We start from the raw sequence: 19286 nt of genomic DNA, 5'->3' as shown, positions 1-19286 counted from the left end.
TCAGCCCTTCACCGCGCCGCCCATGACGGACACGAGTCGTCGTTGCACGAGAATGAAGAACACCAGCACCGGGATGGTCATCAAGGTCGAACCCGCCATCACCGCGCCCCAGTCGGTGTCCTCCGGTTTGAAGAACACCAGGATCGCGAGCGGGAGCGTCTGGTTCTCGGTGTTGGAGATGATGAACGTCTTGGCGAACAGGAAGTCGTTCCAGGCGTGGATGAACGCCAGCACACTGATCGCCACCAGCCCGGGCGCCACCAGCGGGAAGAGGATCTGCCAGGTGAACCGCATGCGGCTCGCGCCGTCGATCTTCGAGGCCTCTTCCAGTTCCTGCGGCACCGCGGCGACGAAGCCGCGCAGCATCCAGATCGCGAACGGCAGGCTGAACGCCAGGTGCACCAGGATCAGCGAGCCGAGGTGGTTGGTGCCGAACGCCGGCGCCACGTCGCCGACCGACCGCATCAGGAAGAACAGCGGAATGGTCAGCGCCTCGACCGGCACCATCTGCGCCACCAGCACCATCACCAGCAGGACGGTCTTGCCCTTGAAGTTGAACCGCGTCAGCGCGACGGCCGAAAGGAACGAAAGCAGCAGCGACAACGCCACCACCACGACGGCCACGATCACGCTGTTCAGGAAGAACAACGCGAACCCTTCGCCGCTCAGCACCCGTTCGAAATGCTCCAGGGTCGGCGTGAGCGTCCAGGGGCGGGGGTTCTCCGCCTGGATCTGCCCGGTGGGTTTGAACGCCGAAAGCACCATCCAGTACACCGGGAAGGCGACCATCCCCGCGATCACCACGCAGACGATCTCGGCGATCAGCCTCCCAGGGCGCTTCACCCGCCGGTTCTTCGGCGCCGTCGTCACACCCATCCCGCGCTCCGGCGTTGCGACCGGACGTACAGCCCGGTGATGGACAGCAGCAGCAAGGTCATCACGACTCCGAGCGCCGCGCCGAGACCGTATTCCTGCCCGGCGAAGGCCTGTTGATAGGCGAAGACGTTTAGCACGAGGTTGCGCCCGGCCACGCCGCCGCCGTTGGTCATCACGTAGATCTGCGTGAAGATCTTGAAGTCCCAGATGATCGACTGGATCGTGGCGATGGTCAGCAGCGGGCGCACCATCGGCAGCGTGATCGACCACGTGGTGCGCCAGGTCGACGCGCCGTCGAGGTACGCGGCCTCGATGACCTCCTCCGGCACTCCCTTGAGCCCCGCGTACATCGTCACCATGACGAACGGGAACGAACACCAGATGACCTCGGCGGCCACCAGCCCGAACGTGCTGTAGGTGTCGAAGGTCCAGGAATGGTTCGCCATCCCGGTGAACCCGAGGCCCGAGAGCACCTCGTTGACCAGGCCGAAGTCGGCGTCGAACAGGAACAGCCAGACGTACGAGCCCGCCATCGCCGGCGTCGCCCACGCGGCCAGTGCCGCCAGGAACAGCGGGACCCGTGCCCAGGCGCGGACCCGGGTCGCCAGCACGGCGAGCCCCGTCCCGAGCGCGAGACTGCCGACGACACAGACCGCGGTGAAGCCGAGGGTCTTGGCCAGCACCTCCCAGAACTGGACGTTCTCCAGCAGGTCGACGTAGTTCTGGAAGCCGAGGAAGACCAGCGGTGCGTTGCCGACCGCCTGCGGCTGGCCGTAGTCGTAGAACGAGATCAGGACGAGCTGGTAGATCGGGTACACCAGCATCGCCAGCAGCAGGATGCCGCCGGGCGCCAGATAGAGCAGGGCCGCCCGCCCGTCCCGGCGACGGCGGGGCGACCGCCGTGCCGGGACGGCCGGAGCCGTGGTGCGGGGGATGTCCTTGGTGACCACTTAGCCGAACGCCTTGTTCATCTCGGCGGACGCGGTGGCCAGCGCGGCGGCGGGATCCTTGCCGCCGGTCGCGATCTGCTGGATCGCGGTCGGCAGCACGTTCTGCGCGTCGATCTTCGACCACGCCGCGGTGGCGGGGACGAACTTCGTGCCCGCGGTGAGCGTGTCGACGAACGGCTTGACCGACGGGTCGCTCGCGGCGAGTTTCTGCTGGACGCTGCCGAGCGTGGGCAGGTTGCCCATGGCGACGTACATCTTCTCCTGGTACTTGGCGCCACCGAGCAGCTGGGTGAACTCGACCGCGAGACTCTTGCGCTTGGTCGCGTTGAACACGCCGAGCAGGTTGCCGCCCGCGAACGCCGGGGCGATCTTGCCCGCCTCGGTGCCCGGGAGCGGGATGATCGCGTACTTGCCCTTCACCTGGCCGGCTTCGACGGCCTTGCGGTTGAAGTCACCACCGATCGACATGCCGGCCTTGCCACCCGCGAAAGCCGTGATGCTCTGCGTTCCGGTCAGGTTGGCGCACTGTTCCGGCGGGCAGATGTCCGCCTTCAGCAGGTTCGCGTATGCGGTGACACCGGCCTTGGCCTGCTCGGAGTCCATAGTGGACTTCCACTTGTCGCCGTCCTGTTTGGCGATCTCGCCGCCGTGTGCCCACAGGAAGGGCAGCATCGCGTAGGTGTACTTGCCGCCGACGGAGATGCCGTACAGCTCCGGCTTCTTGGCGCGGATCGTCTTCGCGGTCTCGGTCAGCTCCGCCAGCGTCGCAGGCGGCTTGAGACCGAGTTCGGCGAAAAGGTCCGTGCGGTAGTACAACGCGCGGATGCCGGTGAACCACGGAAGCCCGTAGGTCTTGCCGCCGGACTTCGCCGTCTCCAGCACCGCGGGCAGGATGTCCGCGCCTTCCTTCCACGACGACAGGTCGCCGGTCAGGTCGGCCAGCGCGCCGGTGGCGGCGTAGCTGGACACGTCGGTGTTGCCGAACTCGGCGACGTCCGGCGCGCTCGCCGGATCGTTGAAGGCGCCGGAGAACTTGTCCGCGCGGCCTTCCACCGGAATCCACTGGACGTCGACCTCGACGCCCGAGTGCGCCGTCTTGAACTCGGCGATCGCCTCCTTGACCGCGGCCTCCTTGGGTGCGCGGTTGGCTTCGTCGAACAGCCAGACCCGGACGGTGCCGGTCTTCTCGTCACCGCCGCCCGCGGCGGGGGTGTTCTGCGCCGGTGCGCAGCCCGCGACGAGGCCGACAGCCGCGAGGCCCGCGATGAGTACGCGAGTTCTCATGGGATTTTCTCCTTAAGCGAAAAAGACGGAATTGACCTGGGGGAGCGCGAGCTTCCCGGCGACGGCCCCGGGGAGGCCGGTGCCGGGATCGCGCGGCAGCCAGCTGAGCGTGCCGGACTTGTCGCTCGAGACGTAGAACCAGCGCTCGGTCGGGTCGAGCGTGAAGTGGCGCGGGTACACCCCGCCGACGGGCGCGTTGTTCAGCAGCTTCAAGGACTTCCCGTCCTCGCTGACGCCGAACGACGCGATCGTGTCGGAACCACGCACCGAGGCGTAGACGAACTTCCCGTCCTTGGACGTGGCGATCTCGCCGGGGTACTGCTCGCCGGGGGTGCCGGCGGGAACGGCCGGGATCACCTGTCCGGCGGTGAGCTTCCCGGTGACCGGGTTCCAGGCCGCGACGGTCACCTCGGCACGCAGCTCGCCGAGGATATACGCGTACTTGCCGTTCGGGTGGAACGCCAGATGCCGGGGCCCGGCGCCCGATGGGAGCTTCAGCTGCTGGTTCAGCTTGAGCTTCCCGGTCGCGGTGTCGAGTTTGTAGACATAGACCGAATCCGCGCCGAGATCGACCGCGAGCACCCACTTGCCGGTCGGATCGTTGACGACCTGGTGCGCGTGCGCCTGGCGTTCGGCGCCCTTGTGCTGGGCGACATCGACGACGTCGCCGAGTTTCCCGCCCGCGAGGATCGGGAGGACGACGACGCTGCCACTGCTGTAGTTCGCGGCCAGCACGTACTTCTGGCTGGAGTGGACGCTCAGATGTGTCGGGTGCTGCCCCTTGGCCGATTTCTTGTTGAGCAGCTTGGGTTTCACCGGATCGGCCAGGCTGAACGCGGAGATCTGGCCGTTCTCGTCCTCGTTGGTCACATAGAGCGTCTTGCGGTCGGCGCTGATGTCGAACCAGGAAGCGTTGCTGACTCCCGGGATCGTCCGGTCGACGACGAGCGCGTTGGTCGCCGCGTCCCGGTGAGCGACATCGAGCCCGTGCCCGGAACTGGTGTAGCTGCTGAGGTAGATGGCCCCGGTTCCCTTCGGTCCGCAGGATTGTTCGGAAGCATTCGCGAGGTGGGAACCGAGAACGGTGGTGAGTCCAGCCGCTCCGGCGGCGCCGAGGAAGGTGCGTCGATCCAGTCCGGTCATCGTGATCTCTCCCAGTCGTCAGGTGGTTTAAACCACTGCCATCAGCAATGCTGCCACGCCGAAACCGGAAACGGAAAGGACGGTTTCCAGGACGGTCCAGGTTTTCAGGGTCTGGGGCACGGTCATGTTGAAGTACCGCGAGATGATCCAGAAACCGCCGTCGTTCACGTGCGAGGCGATGATCGAGCCCGCCGAAATCGCGACGACCAGCAGCGCGAGCTGCATCTGCGAGTAGCCCAGCGTCGCCACCGTCGGCGCGACGATGCCGCTGGTGGTCACGATCGCGACGGTCGCCGAACCCTGCGCGATCCGCATCCCGCAACTGATCACGTACGCGGCCAGGATGACCGGGAGACCGGCGTTGTCCAGCGACCCCGCGACGGCCTTGCCGATCCCCGTGGCGGACAGCACGGCGCCGAAGAACGCGCCCGCGCCGACCACCAGCAGGATCATCGCGACCGGGCGGAGCGACTTCGCCGAAAGCTCGCTCAAATCCTTGCCTGTCAAGCCTCGGCGCAGGCCGAGCAGCCAGGACGCGAGCAGCACCGAGATCGTCAGCGCGACCGCCGGGGTGCCGATGAACGCGGCGACGCCGGCGGGCGCGGAGTTCTTGGGGAGCCAGATGCTGCCGAAGGTCCCGGCGAGGATCAGCACCAGCGGGACCGCGATGATCGCCAGCACCAGCCCGAGCGGCGGCGGGTTCTCCTCCTTTTCGCCTTCTTCCTCCGCGACCAGGAATTCCGCGGGAACCGGAACATCGACGCGTTTGCCGATCCACGTCGAGTACGCGACACCGCCGACGAGGAACGCCGGGATACCGCAGACCAGGCCCATCAGGATGATCCAGCCGAGTTCCACGTGCAGCAGGCCGGCCGCGGCGACCGGGCCGGGGTGCGGCGGAAGGAACGCGTGCGTGATGGAAAGACCGGCGAGCAGCGGCAACGCGTACAGCACCAGCGACCGGCCGCCCTGTTTGGCGGCGACGTAAACCAGCGGGGCCAGCACGAAGATGCCGATGTCGAAGAAGACCGGGATACCGAAGACGAAACCCGCGAGACCCATCGCCAACGGGGCCCGCTTCTCACCGATTGCCCGCAGCAGCGCACCGGTGAGCACCCTCGCTCCGCCGGAACGCTCCAAAATGGACCCGAGAATGGTGCCGAGTCCGATGATGGCGGCGATATGGCCGAGGATCCCGCCGAAGCCCTTCTCCAGAAGGGAATCCGACGCCTTCTGCGCGGAGCCGACGATCTGGCCGACCGGCAGGCCCGCGGCCAGCGCGGTCAGCAGGCCGACCACGATCAAGGCGATGAAGGGTTCCAGCTTGACCTTGATGATGAGGAACAGCAAGACCGCGATCGAGACGGCGGCGAGGGTCAGGAGACCTCCCGTCGAATGTTGGAGCCAGTCGATCATCGGGCACTCCCGGGATTCCGCAGTGAATGGCCGGCGAGGGCGCCGGTCGGTTGACCATCGTCGATGGCGGCGACACCGTTGACGAAGACATAGGGGATACCGGCGGCCTGCTGCCGCGGTTCGTCGAACGTGGCGGTGTCGGCGACGGTTTCCGGGTCGAACAGCACGAGGTCCGCCGCGTATCCGGCGCGGACGAGACCCCGGTCGGTCAGCCGCAGGCGGTCCGCCGCGCGGCCGGTGAGGTGGGCGACGCATTCGGCGAGGTCGAGGACGCCGAGTTCGCGGACGTAGCGCGCGAGGTAACGCGGGAACGTGCCCCAGGCACGCGGATGTGGCCGCGCGCCGACGAGCAGCCCGTCGCTGCCGCCGGTGTGCGTGCGGTGGCGCATGATCGCCTGGACGTTCTCCTCGTGCCCGACGTGCATCAGACAGGACGTGCCGAGTTTCTCCGAGATCAGGACGTCGAAGTACAGCTCCGCGGCCGGCTTCCCGGCACGCTGCGCCGAAGCGGCGACGGAATGCCCGACGAGAGGGGAATTCTCGTCTCGGCGGACACCGTTGATCTCGATGGCCTCCCAATCGATCGGCACCCCGTGGGCGCCGTCGGAGCCGGTTTCCTCGATCTCGGCGCGGATCCGCTCACGAGTGTCCACATCGGACAGGCGGGCCAGCGTGGCGTCGAGCCCGCCTTCGGTGGACCAGCTCGGCAACAACGCGGAGAGGTAGGTGGCGCCGGGAAGATAGGGGTAGGTGTCCAGCGTGATGTCGCAGCCGTCGTCGAGCGCCCGGTCGAGCAACTCCAGCAGATCCGGCGCCTTGCCCTTGTTCACCGAGAAGTTCATCGTGGCGTGGGCGAGATGCAACGGGCAGCCCGACCGGCGGGAGACGTCGACCATCTCGCCGAACGCCTCGAGCGCGCCCTTGCCGTAGCTGCGGTGGTGCGGGCTGTAGAAGCCGCCGTTCTCCCCGACGACCCGGCACAGCTCGACGAGTTCCTCGGTGGTCGCGTACATGCCCGGCGTGTAGGTGAGCCCGGACGACATGCCCATCGCGCCCTCGGCCAGCCCGGTCGCGATGAGTTCCTTCATCGCGTTCATCTCGGCTTCCGTCGCGGGCCGGTCGTCCCAGCCGACGGTGAGCATGCGGACGGTGCCCTGCGGCACCAGGTAGGCCGCGTTGACCGCGACCCCGGCGTCGAGCCGGTCGAGGTATTCGCCGACCGAGCGCCAGTTCCAGTCGAATCCGGCCGGATCGTCGTTCCAGCCGGCGAGCTGCTGGCGCAGCGCGGCGAGGACGTCGTCGTTCACGGGCGCGTAGGAGAGCCCGTCCTGGCCGAGCACCTCGGTCGTGACGCCCTGGGAGAGCTTCGCGAGGTGATCCGGGTTGGCGAGCAGCTGGAGGTCGGAATGCGAATGCATGTCGATGAACCCGGGCGCGAGCACGAGTCCTTCGGCGTCGATGGTGCGGCGGCCCGCGAGCGAGCCGGATTCGGCGACACTGGCGATCCGGCCGTCGGTGATGCCCACGTCGTGCCTGGTGAGCGGATCCCCGGTGCCGTCGGCGACCAGTGCGGAGCGGACAACGATGTCCATGGCGATTCTTCCTCTGCGGCGGTGGAGGACGGATCAGAAGTGGGTGCGGACGAAATCGAGCACGGTCTCGCCGTCGGGGCCGACGACCGGGATCAGGGGCCATTTGTCGAAAACGGTGCACGGATGCGACAGACCGAGGGCGATCCAGTCGCCGACCTCGACCGGCGACGACGCGGGCAGCGTCAGAAAGGCGTGCTGGTCGTTCATCTTCTGGATGGAATGACCTTCGAGTGCGGACGTCTGCCCATCGCCCTTGCGGATCAGGCGCGGCTCGGGCATGCCTTCGTCGAAGGAGGCGTCCCGTTTGCCGATGGTGAGCAGCGCGAGTTCGTCCGTCGGCTTCGACGTGACCTGCGCCCAGGCGCGCAGCGCGGAGCGGAACGAGGCGACGCCACCGATGCGCGGGTGCTCGCCCAGCGGCGAGATCACGCGGTAGAAGCCGTCGTCGTGGGTCACGTAGGCGCCGCTGCGCAGGATCGGCAGGACGTCCAGGTCGCCCCAGTCCTTGGTGAGCTCGTCGGCGACGCGGTCGAAGTACGCGCTGCCGCCGCCGGTGACGATGATCTGACCGGCGTCGTCGAGCAGGCCCTTGGCGTGGAAGGCGAAGACGAGTTCCCGCAGACCGTCCACATAGGAGCTGATCAGCTGGAGCGACTTTTCGTCCGTGTGGTGGGAAAGTGCGCCTTCGTAGCCGCCGGATCCGCGTAGCCGCAGAGCCGGGCTCGCGTGCGCGGCTTCGGCGACGGCGAGCGCGGTCTCAGTGTCGCGAACACCGGTGCGGCCACCTTCGGCACCGAGTTCGACCAGGACGTCGACCTTGCGGCGAGCTCCGCGCAAGGCCTCGGTCATCAGCTCGACGCCGCGGACCGAATCGACCCAGCAGACGAACTCGAAGTCGTCGTCGGCGTCGAGTTCCGCGGCGAGCCACTTCAGCCCCGAAGGGTCGAGCAGCTGGTTCGCCAGCAGGATCCGGGACACGCCGAACGCGCGGTAGATCCGCAGGTGGCCGGCGTTCGCGCAGGTGATACCCCACGAGCCGTGCTGGAGCTGCCGCTCGAACAGCTGCGGCGCCATCGTCGTCTTGCCGTGCGGAGCCAGCGCGACCCCGCGTTCGGCGCACCAATCCGCCATCGTGCGGAGGTTGTGCTCGACGGCTTCCTCGTCGAGCACCACGAACGGGCCGAGAAAGCCGTCTTCGAACAGCTTCGCGCCGCGGGCGGCGGCCTCGCCGATCGTGAGACCGGACAGCGAAGGCGCGACCGAGCGGAAGCGCCAGTCGACGCGCTCCTCCCGGACGGCCGCGACCGCGGCGGAATCGATGGTGCCGGCTTCGAACATGAGGTTCACCTCGGTTGCGTATGTTGCAACGGACGTTGCGCATATTGCGTGGGATAGGTGTAGCATCCGGTCCGCTAGAGGTCAACGGGGTGACGACGAGGAGACGCGGAAGTGACAAGCGCGCCCGACGTTATTTGCATCGGGGAGTCGATGGCCTTGTTCGTACCGGCCGAATCCGGGCCGCCCGACGAGGTACGGAAGTGGGTACGCAGCATCGGCGGAGCCGAATCGAACGTCGCCTGCCATCTCCCCGCGCTGGGCTTCGCCAGCGCGTGGGTGAGCGCCGTCGGCGACGATCCGTTCGGCCGCGCGCTCGTGCGCGAGATCGGCGCGGCGGGGGTGGACGTCAGCGCGGTGGTGGTCGACCCGACGCGCCCGACCGGGCTCTACATCAAGGAAAGCGGAGCGGACGGCAGCCCCGTGCGCTACTACCGCAAAGGCTCGGCCGCGTCCGGAATGGACGCCGGTCTGCTGGGGAAACTCGATCTCGACCGGGTGCGCGTGATCCACCTGTCCGGGATCACGCCCGCCCTGTCGGACGGTTGTCTCGATCTGGTGCGGGCGCTGATGGAACGGCCGCGTGGCGACACGCTGGTGTCGTTCGACGTGAACTTCCGGCCCGCGCTGTGGACCGGGCGCGACCCGTCGGTGCTGGCCGGACTGGCCGCCCGCGCCGACATCGTGCTGGCAGGCGAGGACGAGGCCGAACGGGTGTGGGGGACCGGCGACCCGGAGCGGCTGCGCGCGGCAGTGCCCGGGCCGAAGACGCTGGTCGTCAAGCACGGGGCACGCGGGGTGACGCTGATCGACGGCGACGAGGCACCGCTGTTCTCGCCCGCCCTCCAGGTCGACGTCGTGGAACCGGTCGGCGCCGGTGACGCTTTCGCCGCCGGTTTCCTCGCCGCCACACTGCGCGGCGACGACCCCGCGACCCGGCTGCGGCGCGGTCACCTGCAGGCCGCGGCCACGTTGCTGACCCACGACGACGTGGGAACGCCGCTGCCCGGATCCGTCGTCGAAGCACTCCTCGGGGCGGATGAGGCAGCATGGGCGGCGGCGAAGCTGACGGACAAGGGATTGGTGGGCGGATGAGCCAGAGCCTGGACAGGGCGCTCACGTTGCTGAGCGGGCTCGCCCGCGAGGCGAAGACGCTGGACCAGCTCGCCGAGGAGATCGGTGTGCACAAGTCGACCGTGCTGCGGTTGCTGCGCACCCTGGAGACGCATCACTTCGTGCGCCGGGAGGGGCAGCGGTACTACCGGCTCGGCAGCGCGCTCTTCGACCTCGCGCAGCAGGCGCTGGAAGACCGCGACGTCCGCCGCACCGCGCAATCGGCGCTCGCCGGGCTCAACGCGCGCACCGGGCACACCGTGCACCTCGCGTCCTATGAGGACGGAGAGGTCGTCTACATCGACAAGTTCGAGGGCAGGCATTCGGTGCGGATGTACTCCCGCATCGGGAAACGCGCCCCGCTGCACTGCACCGCCGTCGGCAAGGTGCTGGTGGCGGCGATGACGCCGGAAAAGCAGGCGGACGTGGTCTCGCGGATCGACTTCTTCGTCCGCACCCCGAACACGATCACCACGCCCGAGGCCTACGGGAAGGAACTCGCGCTCGTCGCCGACCGCGGCTACGCGGTGGACAACGCCGAGCACGAGGACTTCATCCACTGCGTCGCCGCGCCCGTCCGCGGCCCCGGCGGCGTGGTACTCGCCGCCGCGTCGGTGTCGGTGCCGAAGGTGCTGCTGGACTACGACGGCCTGATGGCGCTCGTCCCGGAACTGATCGCCGCCGCCGAAGAAGCTTCCGTCCACAGTGGATGGACGGGGAACCGAAAGGGGAAGTTGGAATGAGCAAGACCGCGATCAGCACGGAGAACGCGCCGAAGCCGGTGGCCGCGTTCTCGCAGGCGGTCCGCAAGGGCAACATCCTGCAGGTGGCCGGCCAGGTCGCCTTCGACCCGGCCACCGGCGCCATCGTCGGCGAGACCGTCGGTGAGCAGACCGAGCAGACCTTCAAGAACATCGAGGCGGTGCTCGAGGCCGCCGGTTCGAGCCTGGCCGACGCGATGATGGTGCGCGTGTACCTGACCGACGTCGACCACTTCGGCGCGTTCAACGAGGTCTACAACAAGCTGATCGGCGAGGCGCCGCACCCCGCCCGCACCACCGTGTACGTCGGCCTGCCCGCCGGGCTGCTGGTGGAGATCGACGTCCTGGCCGTCACGGACTAGTCGCGCGCGCAATGAAAGGCCCCTTCATTGCAAATTTTGCAATGAAGGGGCCTTTCATTGCAGCCGCTAAAGCACGCTCGTGTAGCCGTTCAGCGCGGGCTGCCCGCCCAGGTGCGCGAAGAGCACATTCGAGTCCCGCGCGATCTCACCGCGGGAAACGAGGTCGATCAGGCCCGCCATGGACTTGCCCTCGTACACCGGATCGGTGAGCACGCCCTCCAAGCGCGCCAGCGTGCGGATCGCGTCGAGGGTGGACTCGTCAGGGATGCCGTAGATCCCGGCGTGGTAGCGCTCGTCCAGTTCGACCTCGCCGATCTCACCGGCACCGATCAGCTCCGCGGTCGCGCGGGCGATGCGGGTGATCTGATCGCGCGTCTCGGCCGGTTTGGCAGACCCGTCGATGCCGAGGATCCGTCGCGGCTTCCCGGAAAGCGCGGCCCCGGCGACCATCCCGGCCTGAGTGCTGCCGGTGACCGAGCAGACGATCACCGTGTCGAAGAAGACGCCGAGCTCCGCCTCCTGCTCTTCGAGTTCGACGATCCAGTTCGCGAAACCGAGCCCGCCGAGCCGGTGGTCCGAGCCGCCCGCCGGGATCGCGTACGGCTTTCCGCCGCCGGCCTCGATCTCCTTGACCGCGTTCTCCCAGCTTTCCTTGAAGCCGACGCCGAATCCGGCCTCGACCATCCGGATGTCCGCGCCGAGGATGCGCGAAAGCTGGATGTTGCCGACCTTGTCGTACATCGGGTCGTTCCAGTCGACCCAGCTCTCCTGCACCAGCACGGCCTTGAGCCCGGCCCGCGCGGCGGCCGCGGCGACCTGGCGGGTGTGGTTCGACTGCACGCCGCCGATCGAGATCAGCGTGTCCGCGCCCGAGGCGAGCGCGTCTGCGACCAGGTACTCGAGCTTCCGGGTCTTGTTGCCGCCGAACGCGATCCCGGAGTTGACGTCCTCGCGTTTCGCCCAGACCTTCGCGCCGCCGAGATGGGCGGTGAGCCGTTCGAGCGGGTGTACGGGGGAGGGGCCGAACAGCAGCGGGTAGCGCGGGAAATCGGCGAGGGTCATGGCGTCTCCAGGAGGTCTTCGAGTTCGGTCCAGATCGTGGCGGTGATCGCGCAGGCCGCGTCGACGTCGCCCGCTTCGATGGCGTCGGCCAGTTCCGCGTGACGCTGGACCGACCGGTGCGCGGGCAGGGAGCCGAAGCGGGCGTATTCGAGACGGCGCAGCAGCGGCGTGTAGCGGGCCAGCGTCGCGGCGATCGCCCGGTTGCGCGCGGCGGCGACCGGGACGTCGTGGAGTTCGTCGTCGGCGGCGATCGCGGCCGCGATGTCACCGGCGGCGATCGCGTCGGCGAACCGGGTGTTGGCCGCGCGCATCGCGGCGACCTCCGCCGGCCCCATCCGCGGCGCGCCGGCCCGGACGGCGAACTCGTGCAGTGCCCGGACCAGCTCCAGTGCGTCACGGACGTCGTCGGGAACGAAACCGGCCACGCGCGTGTAGCTCTGTGGCTTCGACTCGACGAGGCCGTCCTCGATCAGCCGCAGCAGCGCCTGGCGCACCGGCGCCCGGGAGAGCCCCAGCTGCTCGGCGAGGTCGCCGTCGCGCAGGTTCGTCCCCGGCGGCAGCGTCCCGTCGATGATCGCCCGGCGGATGTTCTCGTACGCCTCGTCCCTGAGAAGGGATCTCGGCACCTTCGCTAACCCACTCACATCTAAAATGTTAGTTGTCTCGGCGCCGATTCGGTAGCCCGGATGTCAGGAAAGGGTCGTTCCTGACGAAAGACGTCCTGAACGACCCTTTCCTGACACTTTGAGGAAGGTAAGGCCTAGTAGACCGGTCCCGTGTACTTCTCGCCCGGTCCCTGGCCGGGCGCGTCGGGCACGGCCGAAGCCTCGCGGAACGCCTTCTGCAGCGACTGGAGGCCGTCGCGCAACGGGCCCGCGTGCAGGCCGAGGTACTCTGCCGAGGCGGTGACCAGCCCGGCGAGGGCGGTGATCAGGCGGCGGGCTTCGTCGAGGTCGCGGTGCGGTGAGCTGGCCGGGTCCTCGTCCGCGAGGCCGAGGCGTTCGGCGCCGGCGGAGAGCAGCATGACGGCCGCCCTGCTGATCACCTCGACGCTCGGGATGTCCTCCAGGTCGCGGACGTCCGGGGAATACGGGGGCTGCTGAACGGGTTCATCTGACACGTCTGGTACCCTTCCACGAGCGACCAGCCCCCGAGTGATCGGGGGCGGCAAGTGGAGCCCCGCTCCCACCCGTGTCACCGCTGTAGCACCAGGTGTCCGGGTCCGGTCTCGCCAAGACGATTTCGGGCGTCGAGGCGGTGTGTTCGGTTCTGGAGATCGAACACGATCGGAAAGAGTGGGCCCCGCGTACCGCACGGTACCGGGGCCTTAGGTATGTGGGCACCAGGTCGAAACGGTAGAAGAATTTACCTCGAACCAGGGAGGCCCCATCAGCGCCGAGACACGCATCAACGACCGAATCCGGGTACCGGAGGTCCGCCTCGTCGGACCGGCCGGTGAACAGGTCGGCATCGTCCGGATCGAAGATGCGCTGCGGCTGGCACAGGAGAACGATCTCGATCTTGTCGAGGTCGCCCCGCAGGCCCGCCCGCCCGTATGCAAGCTCATGGACTTCGGCAAGTTCAAGTACGAGAGCGCGCAGAAGGCCCGCGAGTCCCGCCGCAACCAGCAGCTCACCGTCATCAAAGAGCAGAAGCTGCGGCCGAAGATCGACCAGCACGACTACGAGACCAAGAAGGGTCACGTGTCGCGGTTCCTGGCCGCCGGCAACAAGGTCAAGGTCACGATCATGTTCCGCGGTCGCGAGCAGTCCCGGCCGGAACTCGGTTTCCGCCTGCTGCAGAAGCTCGCCGACGAGGTGACCGAGCTCGGTTTCGTCGAGTCGTCGCCGAAGCAGGACGGTCGCAACATGATCATGGTGTTGGCCCCGCACAAGAACGTGAAGCCGCAGAAGGCCGCGAAGGCAGCCAAGGACGAGTCGTCCGAGCCGCCCGCCGACGCGTAGCGCCGACCAGCACATGTCAGCGGCACACCGGGCACAGCCGGTGTGCCGCCGCACGGAAGAGGACAACGTAATGCCGAAGATGAAGACGCACAGCGGGACGTCCAAGCGTGTCCGCGTCACGGGTTCGGGCAAGCTGCGCCGCCAGAAGGCCGGCCGCCGCCACCTGATGGAGAAGAAGTCCAACAGGCTCACCCGTCGCCTCGAAGGCACGACCGAGATCGCCAAGAACGACGTCGGCCGCGTCAAGCGCCTTCTCGGCCGCTGACACCCCGCACTTTGTAAACGCCGGGCGCGCCAGCGCGCCCCCAGATCGACAGGATGGACCCAGTGGCACGCGTCAAGAGGGCTGTCAACGCCCAGAAGAAGCGTCGCGCGACTCTCGAGCTCGCCAGCGGCTACCGCGGCCAGCGTTCGCGGCTGTACCGCAAGGCGAAGGAGCAGACGCTTCACTCGCTGAACTACGCCTACCGGGACCGTCGTGCCCGCAAGGGTGACTTCCGCCAGCTGTGGATCACCCGTATCAACGCGGCGGCCCGCGCCAACGGCGTGACCTACAACCGGTTCATCCAGGGCCTCAAGGCCGCGGGTGTCGAGGTCGACCGCAAGATCCTCGCGGACCTCGCCGTCAACGACGCCGCCGCGTTCACCGCGCTGGCCGAGCTGGCCAAGGCGAACGTGAACACCGAAGAGAAGAAGTCGGCCTGACCGGCGACAGCGCTCTCCACCGACCCGGGGCCGCTCCGTTCACCGAACGGACGCCCCGGGTCGTTGCTGCGCGCAAGCTCACCCGCCGGGCCGAGCGCGACAAGACCAGCCGGTTCCTCGCCGAGGGCGCGAACGCGGTCGAAGCCGCGCTCGAACACGGCGGCACGGTGTACGAGCTGTTCGTGACCGAACGCGCCGCCGCGCAGCACGAGCGCCTGGTCGCCGTCGCGCGCGAGGCGGGCGTCCCCGTCTCGCCGATCACCGATCGCGCGGCCGACGGGTTGTCCGAGACCGTGACGCCGCAAGGCATCGTCGCGGTCTGCGCACTCATCGACCGTCCACAAGAGACCGTCCTGAAGCCGGACGTGAAGCTCGTCGTCGTTCTCGTCGACGTCGCGGACCCCGGTAACGCGGGCACCGTGATCCGGGTCGCGGACGCCGCCGGTGCCGACGCGGTCGTTCTCGCGGGGGACAGTGTCGACCCGCACAACGGCAAATGCGTCCGCGCGGCCGCCGGCAGCCTGTTCCACCCCGCCATCACCCGGATCCGGGACGTCGACGCGGCCTTGAAGGCCTGCTCCGCCGCCGGACTCCGCACCTTCGGCGCGCACGGCTACGCCGACACCGAGCTCGATCAGGTCACCTTCGACGAGCCCACCGCGTGGGTCTTCGGCAACGAGGCGCACGGACTGCCGCAGGGCGTCCTGGAGACGGTCGATCTCGCGGTCAAGATCCCGATGTACGGCCGGGCGGAGAGCCTGAACCTCGCGACGGCCGCCGCGATCTGCGTGTACACGAATGCGATGGCCTCGCGGGCCGCGACCACGTAGAGTCGCGGGCATCACGCCGTTCGCACCACGACGCCAAGGGAGCTCTCATGGAACGCACTGTTCGTTCCAGCACCTTGTTTACGGCGTAGAGCGCGTTTTTCGCACTTCCGAGTGACGGTGTGTCCAGCCCGAGGGTGATCGGGGGCCGCCGTTCGCTGTCCCATAGAATTCAGCAGCTGCTAAACCCATGTGTGCGCTCGCGTGCACCGGACCAGTCCCAGCGGACGCCGAGGAGTTATGTCCGAAGCCAACGACAAGCAGGACCCCCAGGCGGGAACGCTCGCGCCGGAAACGTTGACGGCCGCCGTCAAACAGGCCGAGAACGACTTCGCGGCCGCGGCGGATCTCGACGCGCTGGCCGCGGTCAAACCCGCCCACCTCGGGGACCAGTCTCCGCTGCTGCTCGCCCGCCGCGAGATCGGCGCCCTGCCGAAGCAGGAGAAGGCCGAGGCGGGAAAGCGGGTCAACGAAGCGCGCCAAGCCATCCAGGCCGCCTTCGACGCCCGCCGTGCCGTGCTCCAGGTCGAGCGTGACGAAAAGGTGCTCCGCGAGGAGACCGTCGACGTCACGCTCCCGTGGGACCGCGTGCCCCGTGGCGCCCGGCATCCGATCGCGACCCTGTCGGATCGGATCGCCGACGCGTTCATCGCGATGGGCTACGAGGTCGCCGACGGTCCGGAACTCGAGGCCGAGTGGTTCAACTTCGACGCGCTGAACTTCGGCAAGGACCACCCCGCGCGCCAGCTGCAGGACACGTTCTACCTGGGCGAGGAGGACTCCGGCCTGGTGCTGCGGACCCACACCTCGCCGGTGCAGGCCCGCACGCTGCTGCACCGTGACCTGCCCGTGTACGTCGTCTGCCCCGGCCGCACCTACCGGACCGACGAGCTCGACGCCACGCACACCCCGGTGTTCTCGCAGGTCGAAGGCCTGGCGGTGGACAAGGGCCTGACGATGGCGCATCTCAAGGGCACCCTCGACGCCTTCGCCCGCGCGATGTTCGGCGAGAGCTCGAAGACTCGCCTTCGCCCGCACTTCTTCCCGTTCACCGAGCCGTCGGCCGAGGTCGACGTCTGGTTCGAGGAGAAGAAGGGCGGCGCCGGCTGGGTCGAATGGGGCGGCTGCGGCATGGTCAACCCCAACGTCCTGCGTGCCTGCGGCGTCGACCCCGAGGTCTACTCGGGCTTCGCCTTCGGCATGGGTATCGAGCGCACCCTGCAGTTCCGCAACGGAATCCCGGACATGCGCGACATGGTGGAGGGCGACATCAGGTTCACCCTGCCCTTCGGAACGGAGGCCTGAGTGAAGGTCCCAGCCAGCTGGCTGACCGAACACCTCGACGTCGACGAGGAGGTCACGGCCCAGGATCTGGCCGACGCCTTCGTGCGCATCGGCATCGAGGTCGACGACGTCCGGAAGCTCGAACCGGTCACCGGCCCGCTCGTGGTCGGCCGTGTCGCCGAGATCGAGGAGCTCACCGAGTTCAAGAAGCCGGTGCGCTTCTGCCGCGTCGACGTCGGTGAGCCCGAGAGCGACGCGAAGCCTGACGAGAACGTCGACGCCGATGACGATGACGACGAAGGTCCCTTCGAGGACGACGGTCCCACCGGGATCAGGACACGCGGGATCATCTGCGGCGCCACGAACTTCGCCGAGGGCGACCTGGTCGTCGTCGCGCTGCCCGGGACGGTGCTGCCCGGTGGTTTCGAGATCGGTTCGCGCAAGACCTACGGCAGGCTCAGCGACGGCATGATCTGCTCGGCGAGCGAACTCGGCATCGGTGACGACCACTCCGGAATCCTGGTGCTGCCGCCGAGCACGGCCAGCCCCGGCGAGGACGCGAACAAGCTGCTCGGCCTCGAAGACACCGTCCTCGAGGTGACGCCGACCCCGGATCGCGGGTACACCCTGTCGGTCCGCGGCTTGGCCCGCGAGCTGTCCAACGCGCTCGACGTCCCGTTCGGCGACCCGGCGTCCCTCGAAGTCCCCGAGGCCGAGAGCGACGTCTGGCCGGTGCACCTCGAAGACACCGAGGGCTGCAAGCGGTTCGTGCTGCGCCGGGTCAAGAACCTCGACGCGACCGCGCCGACGCCGTGGTGGATTCGCCGTCGCCTGATGCTGTCGGGTATCCGCTCGATCTCCCTCGCGGTCGACGTGACCAACTACGTGATGCTCGAACTCGGGCATCCGCTGCATGCGTTCGCGACCGGTTCGGTCAAGGGCGATCTGGTGGTGCGCAAGGCGAAGCCGGGCGAGAAACTGACCACTTTGGACGATGTTGAGCGCACGCTCGACCCGGACGACGTGGTGATCGCCGACGACAGCGGGGTCATCTCGCTGGCGGGCACGATGGGTGGCGCGTCGACGGAGATCACGCCGGAGAGCACCGACGTGCTGCTCGAGGCGGCGCACTGGGATCCGTCGTCGATCAGCCGGACGGCCCGCCGTCACAAGCTGTTCTCCGAGGCCGCCAAGCGGTTCGAGCGCTACACCGACCCGCAGCTGTGCGCGGTGGCCGTCGAACTCGCGGCGCGTCTGCTCCGTCAGTACGGCGAAGGCTCGATCCTGCCCGGCCGCACCGACGAGGGCGGCGTCGAGCCGAACCCGCCGGTGACCATGCCGATCAGCCTGCCCGACCAGGTGGCCGGAGTGCGCTACCAGCGCGGTGTCACGGTCAAACGGCTCTCGCAGATCGGGTGCAAGGTCAACGTGGGCACGTCCGAGGACGGCACCGCGCTGGTGACCGCGGTCCCGCCGAGCTGGCGCGGTGACCTGGTGCAGCCCGCCGACCTGGTCGAGGAAGTCCTTCGGCTCGAGGGCTACGACAGCATCCCGTCGGTGCTGCCCGAGGCCCCGGCCGGCCGGGGCCTCACCGACACACAGCGCCGTCGCCGCTCGGTCGCTCGCGCGCTGGCGGAGAACGGCTACGTCGAGGTGCTGCCCTTCCCGTTCATCTCGGACTCGGTCTGGGACGCGTTCGGGCTGCCCGAAGACGACGTCCGCCGCAGCACGGTGAAGGTCCGCAACCCGCTGGAGGCGGACAAGGACCGGATGGCGAGCAGCCTGCTGCCGGGGTTGCTGGAGATCCTCCAGCGCAACATTTCCCGTGGCTTCAAGGATGTCTCGCTGTTCCACATCGGACAGGTCGTGCTGCCCGGGCCGAACCCGATCCCGATGCCTTCGCTCGGGGTGGACCGGCGGCCGACCGACGAGGAGCTCGCGGTGCTGGAGGCGGCGGTCCCGCCGCAGCCGCTGCACGTCGCCGTCGTGCTCGCGGGCCAGCGTGGCCGCGCGGGCTGGTGGGGCGAGGGCGAGCAGGCGAACTGGGCCGACGCGGTGCAGGCCGCGCGGCTGGTGGCGCAGGCCGCCGGCGTCGAGCTGACCACGGCCGCGGCGGACCAGCCGCCGTGGCACCCCGGCCGTTGCGCGCAGCTGCGGGTGGGGCAGTGGCCCGTCGGCTACGCCGGTGAGCTGCACCCGAAGGTCGTCGAGGCGCTCGGCTTGCCGCCGCGCACCGTCGCGATGGAACTCGACCTGGACGCGATCCCGATTCCGGACAGCCGTCCGGCGCCGCGGATCTCGGCGTACCCGCCGGTGCTGCTCGACGTCGCGCTCGTCGCGGAGACGGGTGTGCCGTCGGCCGACCTCGCCGAGGCGCTGCGCGAAGGCGCGGGCGAACTGCTCGAGGACATCACGCTGTTCGACTCGTACCAGGGCGAGCAGCTGGGCGAGGGCAAGCGTTCGGTGGCGTACAAGCTGCGGTTCCGCGCCGCGGACCGCACGCTGACCGTCGACGAGGCCACCAAAGCCCGCGACGCCGCCGTCGCGGTCGCCGGTGAACGCTTCGGCGCCGGCCTGCGGACCTGATCCGAAAGTCCCGTGAAGGCCCCCTT

General features: G+C 68.6%; 19 protein-coding genes. 9 read left to right on the top strand and 10 right to left on the bottom strand.

Annotated features, from left to right (window positions below):
- The 7 genes from ACIHAO_RS05055 to ACIHAO_RS05025 are packed head-to-tail and all read right to left on the bottom strand — an operon-like array spanning position 1 to position 8599.
- On the bottom strand, positions 1 to 876 hold the full coding sequence (locus ACIHAO_RS05055; protein ID WP_396554837.1) for a carbohydrate ABC transporter permease: 876 nt from the start codon (positions 874 to 876) through the stop codon (positions 1 to 3).
- Positions 867 to 1826: a carbohydrate ABC transporter permease gene (locus ACIHAO_RS05050; protein ID WP_396554836.1), complete on the bottom strand. Its 960-nt coding sequence runs from the start codon at positions 1824 to 1826 to the stop codon at positions 867 to 869. Before ACIHAO_RS05050 ends, ACIHAO_RS05055 begins: the two co-directional genes overlap by 10 nt.
- Positions 1827 to 3110, bottom strand: a complete 1284-nt coding sequence (locus tag ACIHAO_RS05045) for an extracellular solute-binding protein (RefSeq protein WP_396554835.1) — start codon at positions 3108 to 3110, stop codon at positions 1827 to 1829.
- Positions 3111 to 3122: 12 nt separating this feature from the next.
- Entirely contained in the window at positions 3123 to 4253 is a 1131-nt protein-coding gene (locus ACIHAO_RS05040) for a lactonase family protein (RefSeq protein WP_396554834.1), read from the bottom strand.
- Between the two features lie 27 nt (positions 4254 to 4280).
- Positions 4281 to 5669 (bottom strand): GntP family permease, encoded by a 1389-nt coding sequence (locus ACIHAO_RS05035; protein WP_125789876.1) that lies wholly within the window; start codon positions 5667 to 5669, stop codon positions 4281 to 4283.
- Positions 5666 to 7261, bottom strand: a complete 1596-nt coding sequence (locus ACIHAO_RS05030; RefSeq protein ID WP_396554833.1) for an amidohydrolase family protein — start codon at positions 7259 to 7261, stop codon at positions 5666 to 5668. Before ACIHAO_RS05030 ends, ACIHAO_RS05035 begins: the two co-directional genes overlap by 4 nt.
- Before the next feature lie 33 nt (positions 7262 to 7294).
- Positions 7295 to 8599: an amino acid deaminase gene (locus ACIHAO_RS05025; RefSeq protein ID WP_396554832.1), complete on the bottom strand. Its 1305-nt coding sequence runs from the start codon at positions 8597 to 8599 to the stop codon at positions 7295 to 7297.
- A gap of 150 nt (positions 8600 to 8749) precedes the next feature.
- On the opposite strand from ACIHAO_RS05025, the gene ACIHAO_RS05020 reads away from it, so the two are divergent.
- Genes ACIHAO_RS05020 through ACIHAO_RS05010 form a run of 3 tightly spaced genes read left to right on the top strand, consistent with a single transcriptional unit; the run spans position 8750 to position 10832 of the window.
- Positions 8750 to 9691, top strand: coding sequence for a sugar kinase (locus ACIHAO_RS05020; RefSeq protein ID WP_396554831.1), 942 nt, complete (start codon positions 8750 to 8752; stop codon positions 9689 to 9691).
- Positions 9688 to 10452, top strand: a complete 765-nt coding sequence (locus ACIHAO_RS05015) for an IclR family transcriptional regulator (protein WP_125795396.1) — start codon at positions 9688 to 9690, stop codon at positions 10450 to 10452. The genes ACIHAO_RS05020 and ACIHAO_RS05015 overlap by 4 nt, the downstream gene beginning before the upstream one ends.
- Positions 10449 to 10832 carry a RidA family protein gene (locus ACIHAO_RS05010; RefSeq protein ID WP_034321592.1) on the top strand — a complete coding sequence of 128 codons (384 nt, stop codon included), beginning with the start codon at positions 10449 to 10451 and terminating at the stop codon, positions 10830 to 10832. Before ACIHAO_RS05015 ends, ACIHAO_RS05010 begins: the two co-directional genes overlap by 4 nt.
- Before the next feature lie 66 nt (positions 10833 to 10898).
- Here ACIHAO_RS05010 and ACIHAO_RS05005 read toward each other — a convergent pair whose 3' ends face one another.
- The 3 genes from ACIHAO_RS05005 to ACIHAO_RS04995 form a co-directional block, all read right to left on the bottom strand.
- On the bottom strand, positions 10899 to 11894 hold the full coding sequence (locus ACIHAO_RS05005) for a 1-aminocyclopropane-1-carboxylate deaminase (protein ID WP_396554830.1): 996 nt from the start codon (positions 11892 to 11894) through the stop codon (positions 10899 to 10901).
- A complete protein-coding gene (locus ACIHAO_RS05000) occupies positions 11891 to 12538 on the bottom strand; it encodes a GntR family transcriptional regulator (protein ID WP_396554829.1) in 648 nt (215 codons plus the stop codon). Before ACIHAO_RS05000 ends, ACIHAO_RS05005 begins: the two co-directional genes overlap by 4 nt.
- A gap of 116 nt (positions 12539 to 12654) precedes the next feature.
- Positions 12655 to 13014 carry a DUF1844 domain-containing protein gene (locus tag ACIHAO_RS04995; protein ID WP_005163289.1) on the bottom strand — a complete coding sequence of 120 codons (360 nt, stop codon included), beginning with the start codon at positions 13012 to 13014 and terminating at the stop codon, positions 12655 to 12657.
- Between the two features lie 268 nt (positions 13015 to 13282).
- Here ACIHAO_RS04995 and infC point away from each other — a divergent pair, with 268 nt between their 5' ends.
- The 6 genes from infC (at position 13283) to pheT (ending at position 19260) form a co-directional block, all read left to right on the top strand.
- A complete protein-coding gene (gene infC, locus ACIHAO_RS04990) occupies positions 13283 to 13858 on the top strand; it encodes a translation initiation factor IF-3 (protein WP_125789870.1) in 576 nt (191 codons plus the stop codon).
- Between the two features lie 70 nt (positions 13859 to 13928).
- Complete coding sequence (gene rpmI / locus ACIHAO_RS04985; protein WP_007028043.1) at positions 13929 to 14123, top strand: 50S ribosomal protein L35; 195 nt, start codon at positions 13929 to 13931, stop codon at positions 14121 to 14123.
- Positions 14124 to 14185: 62 nt separating this feature from the next.
- A complete protein-coding gene (gene rplT / locus ACIHAO_RS04980) occupies positions 14186 to 14563 on the top strand; it encodes a 50S ribosomal protein L20 (RefSeq protein ID WP_005163284.1) in 378 nt (125 codons plus the stop codon).
- On the top strand, positions 14560 to 15393 hold the full coding sequence (locus ACIHAO_RS04975; protein ID WP_396555365.1) for a TrmH family RNA methyltransferase: 834 nt from the start codon (positions 14560 to 14562) through the stop codon (positions 15391 to 15393). Before rplT ends, ACIHAO_RS04975 begins: the two co-directional genes overlap by 4 nt.
- Positions 15394 to 15630: 237 nt before the next feature.
- A complete protein-coding gene (pheS, locus tag ACIHAO_RS04970) occupies positions 15631 to 16695 on the top strand; it encodes a phenylalanine--tRNA ligase subunit alpha (RefSeq protein ID WP_396554828.1) in 1065 nt (354 codons plus the stop codon).
- Entirely contained in the window at positions 16696 to 19260 is a 2565-nt protein-coding gene (gene pheT, locus ACIHAO_RS04965; protein ID WP_396554827.1) for a phenylalanine--tRNA ligase subunit beta, read from the top strand.
- Positions 19261 to 19286: the final 26 nt, after the last annotated feature.

The organism is Amycolatopsis sp. NPDC052450 (assembly GCF_044547565.1).
In the GTDB taxonomy this organism is placed as follows: Bacteria; Actinomycetota; Actinomycetes; order Mycobacteriales; family Pseudonocardiaceae; genus Amycolatopsis.
This window is presented reverse-complemented; position numbering and strand designations above follow the sequence as displayed.

Excerpts from the sequence above, each read along its gene's own strand:
- ACIHAO_RS05055 (WP_396554837.1), bottom strand. The coding sequence starts at position 876 with ATGGGTGTGACGACGGCGCCGAAGAACCGGCGGGTGAAGCGCCCTGGG.
- ACIHAO_RS05045 (WP_396554835.1), bottom strand. The coding sequence starts at position 3,110 with ATGAGAACTCGCGTACTCATCGCGGGCCTCGCGGCTGTCGGCCTCGTC.
- ACIHAO_RS05040 (WP_396554834.1), bottom strand. The coding sequence starts at position 4,253 with ATGACCGGACTGGATCGACGCACCTTCCTCGGCGCCGCCGGAGCGGCT.
- ACIHAO_RS05035 (WP_125789876.1), bottom strand. The coding sequence starts at position 5,669 with ATGATCGACTGGCTCCAACATTCGACGGGAGGTCTCCTGACCCTCGCC.
- ACIHAO_RS05030 (WP_396554833.1), bottom strand. The coding sequence starts at position 7,261 with ATGGACATCGTTGTCCGCTCCGCACTGGTCGCCGACGGCACCGGGGAT.
- ACIHAO_RS05025 (WP_396554832.1), bottom strand. The coding sequence starts at position 8,599 with ATGTTCGAAGCCGGCACCATCGATTCCGCCGCGGTCGCGGCCGTCCGG.
- ACIHAO_RS05020 (WP_396554831.1), top strand. The coding sequence starts at position 8,750 with ATGGCCTTGTTCGTACCGGCCGAATCCGGGCCGCCCGACGAGGTACGG.
- ACIHAO_RS05015 (WP_125795396.1), top strand. The coding sequence starts at position 9,688 with ATGAGCCAGAGCCTGGACAGGGCGCTCACGTTGCTGAGCGGGCTCGCC.
- ACIHAO_RS05010 (WP_034321592.1), top strand. The coding sequence starts at position 10,449 with ATGAGCAAGACCGCGATCAGCACGGAGAACGCGCCGAAGCCGGTGGCC.
- ACIHAO_RS05005 (WP_396554830.1), bottom strand. The coding sequence starts at position 11,894 with ATGACCCTCGCCGATTTCCCGCGCTACCCGCTGCTGTTCGGCCCCTCC.
- rpmI (WP_007028043.1), top strand. The coding sequence starts at position 13,929 with ATGCCGAAGATGAAGACGCACAGCGGGACGTCCAAGCGTGTCCGCGTC.
- pheS (WP_396554828.1), top strand. The coding sequence starts at position 15,631 with ATGTCCGAAGCCAACGACAAGCAGGACCCCCAGGCGGGAACGCTCGCG.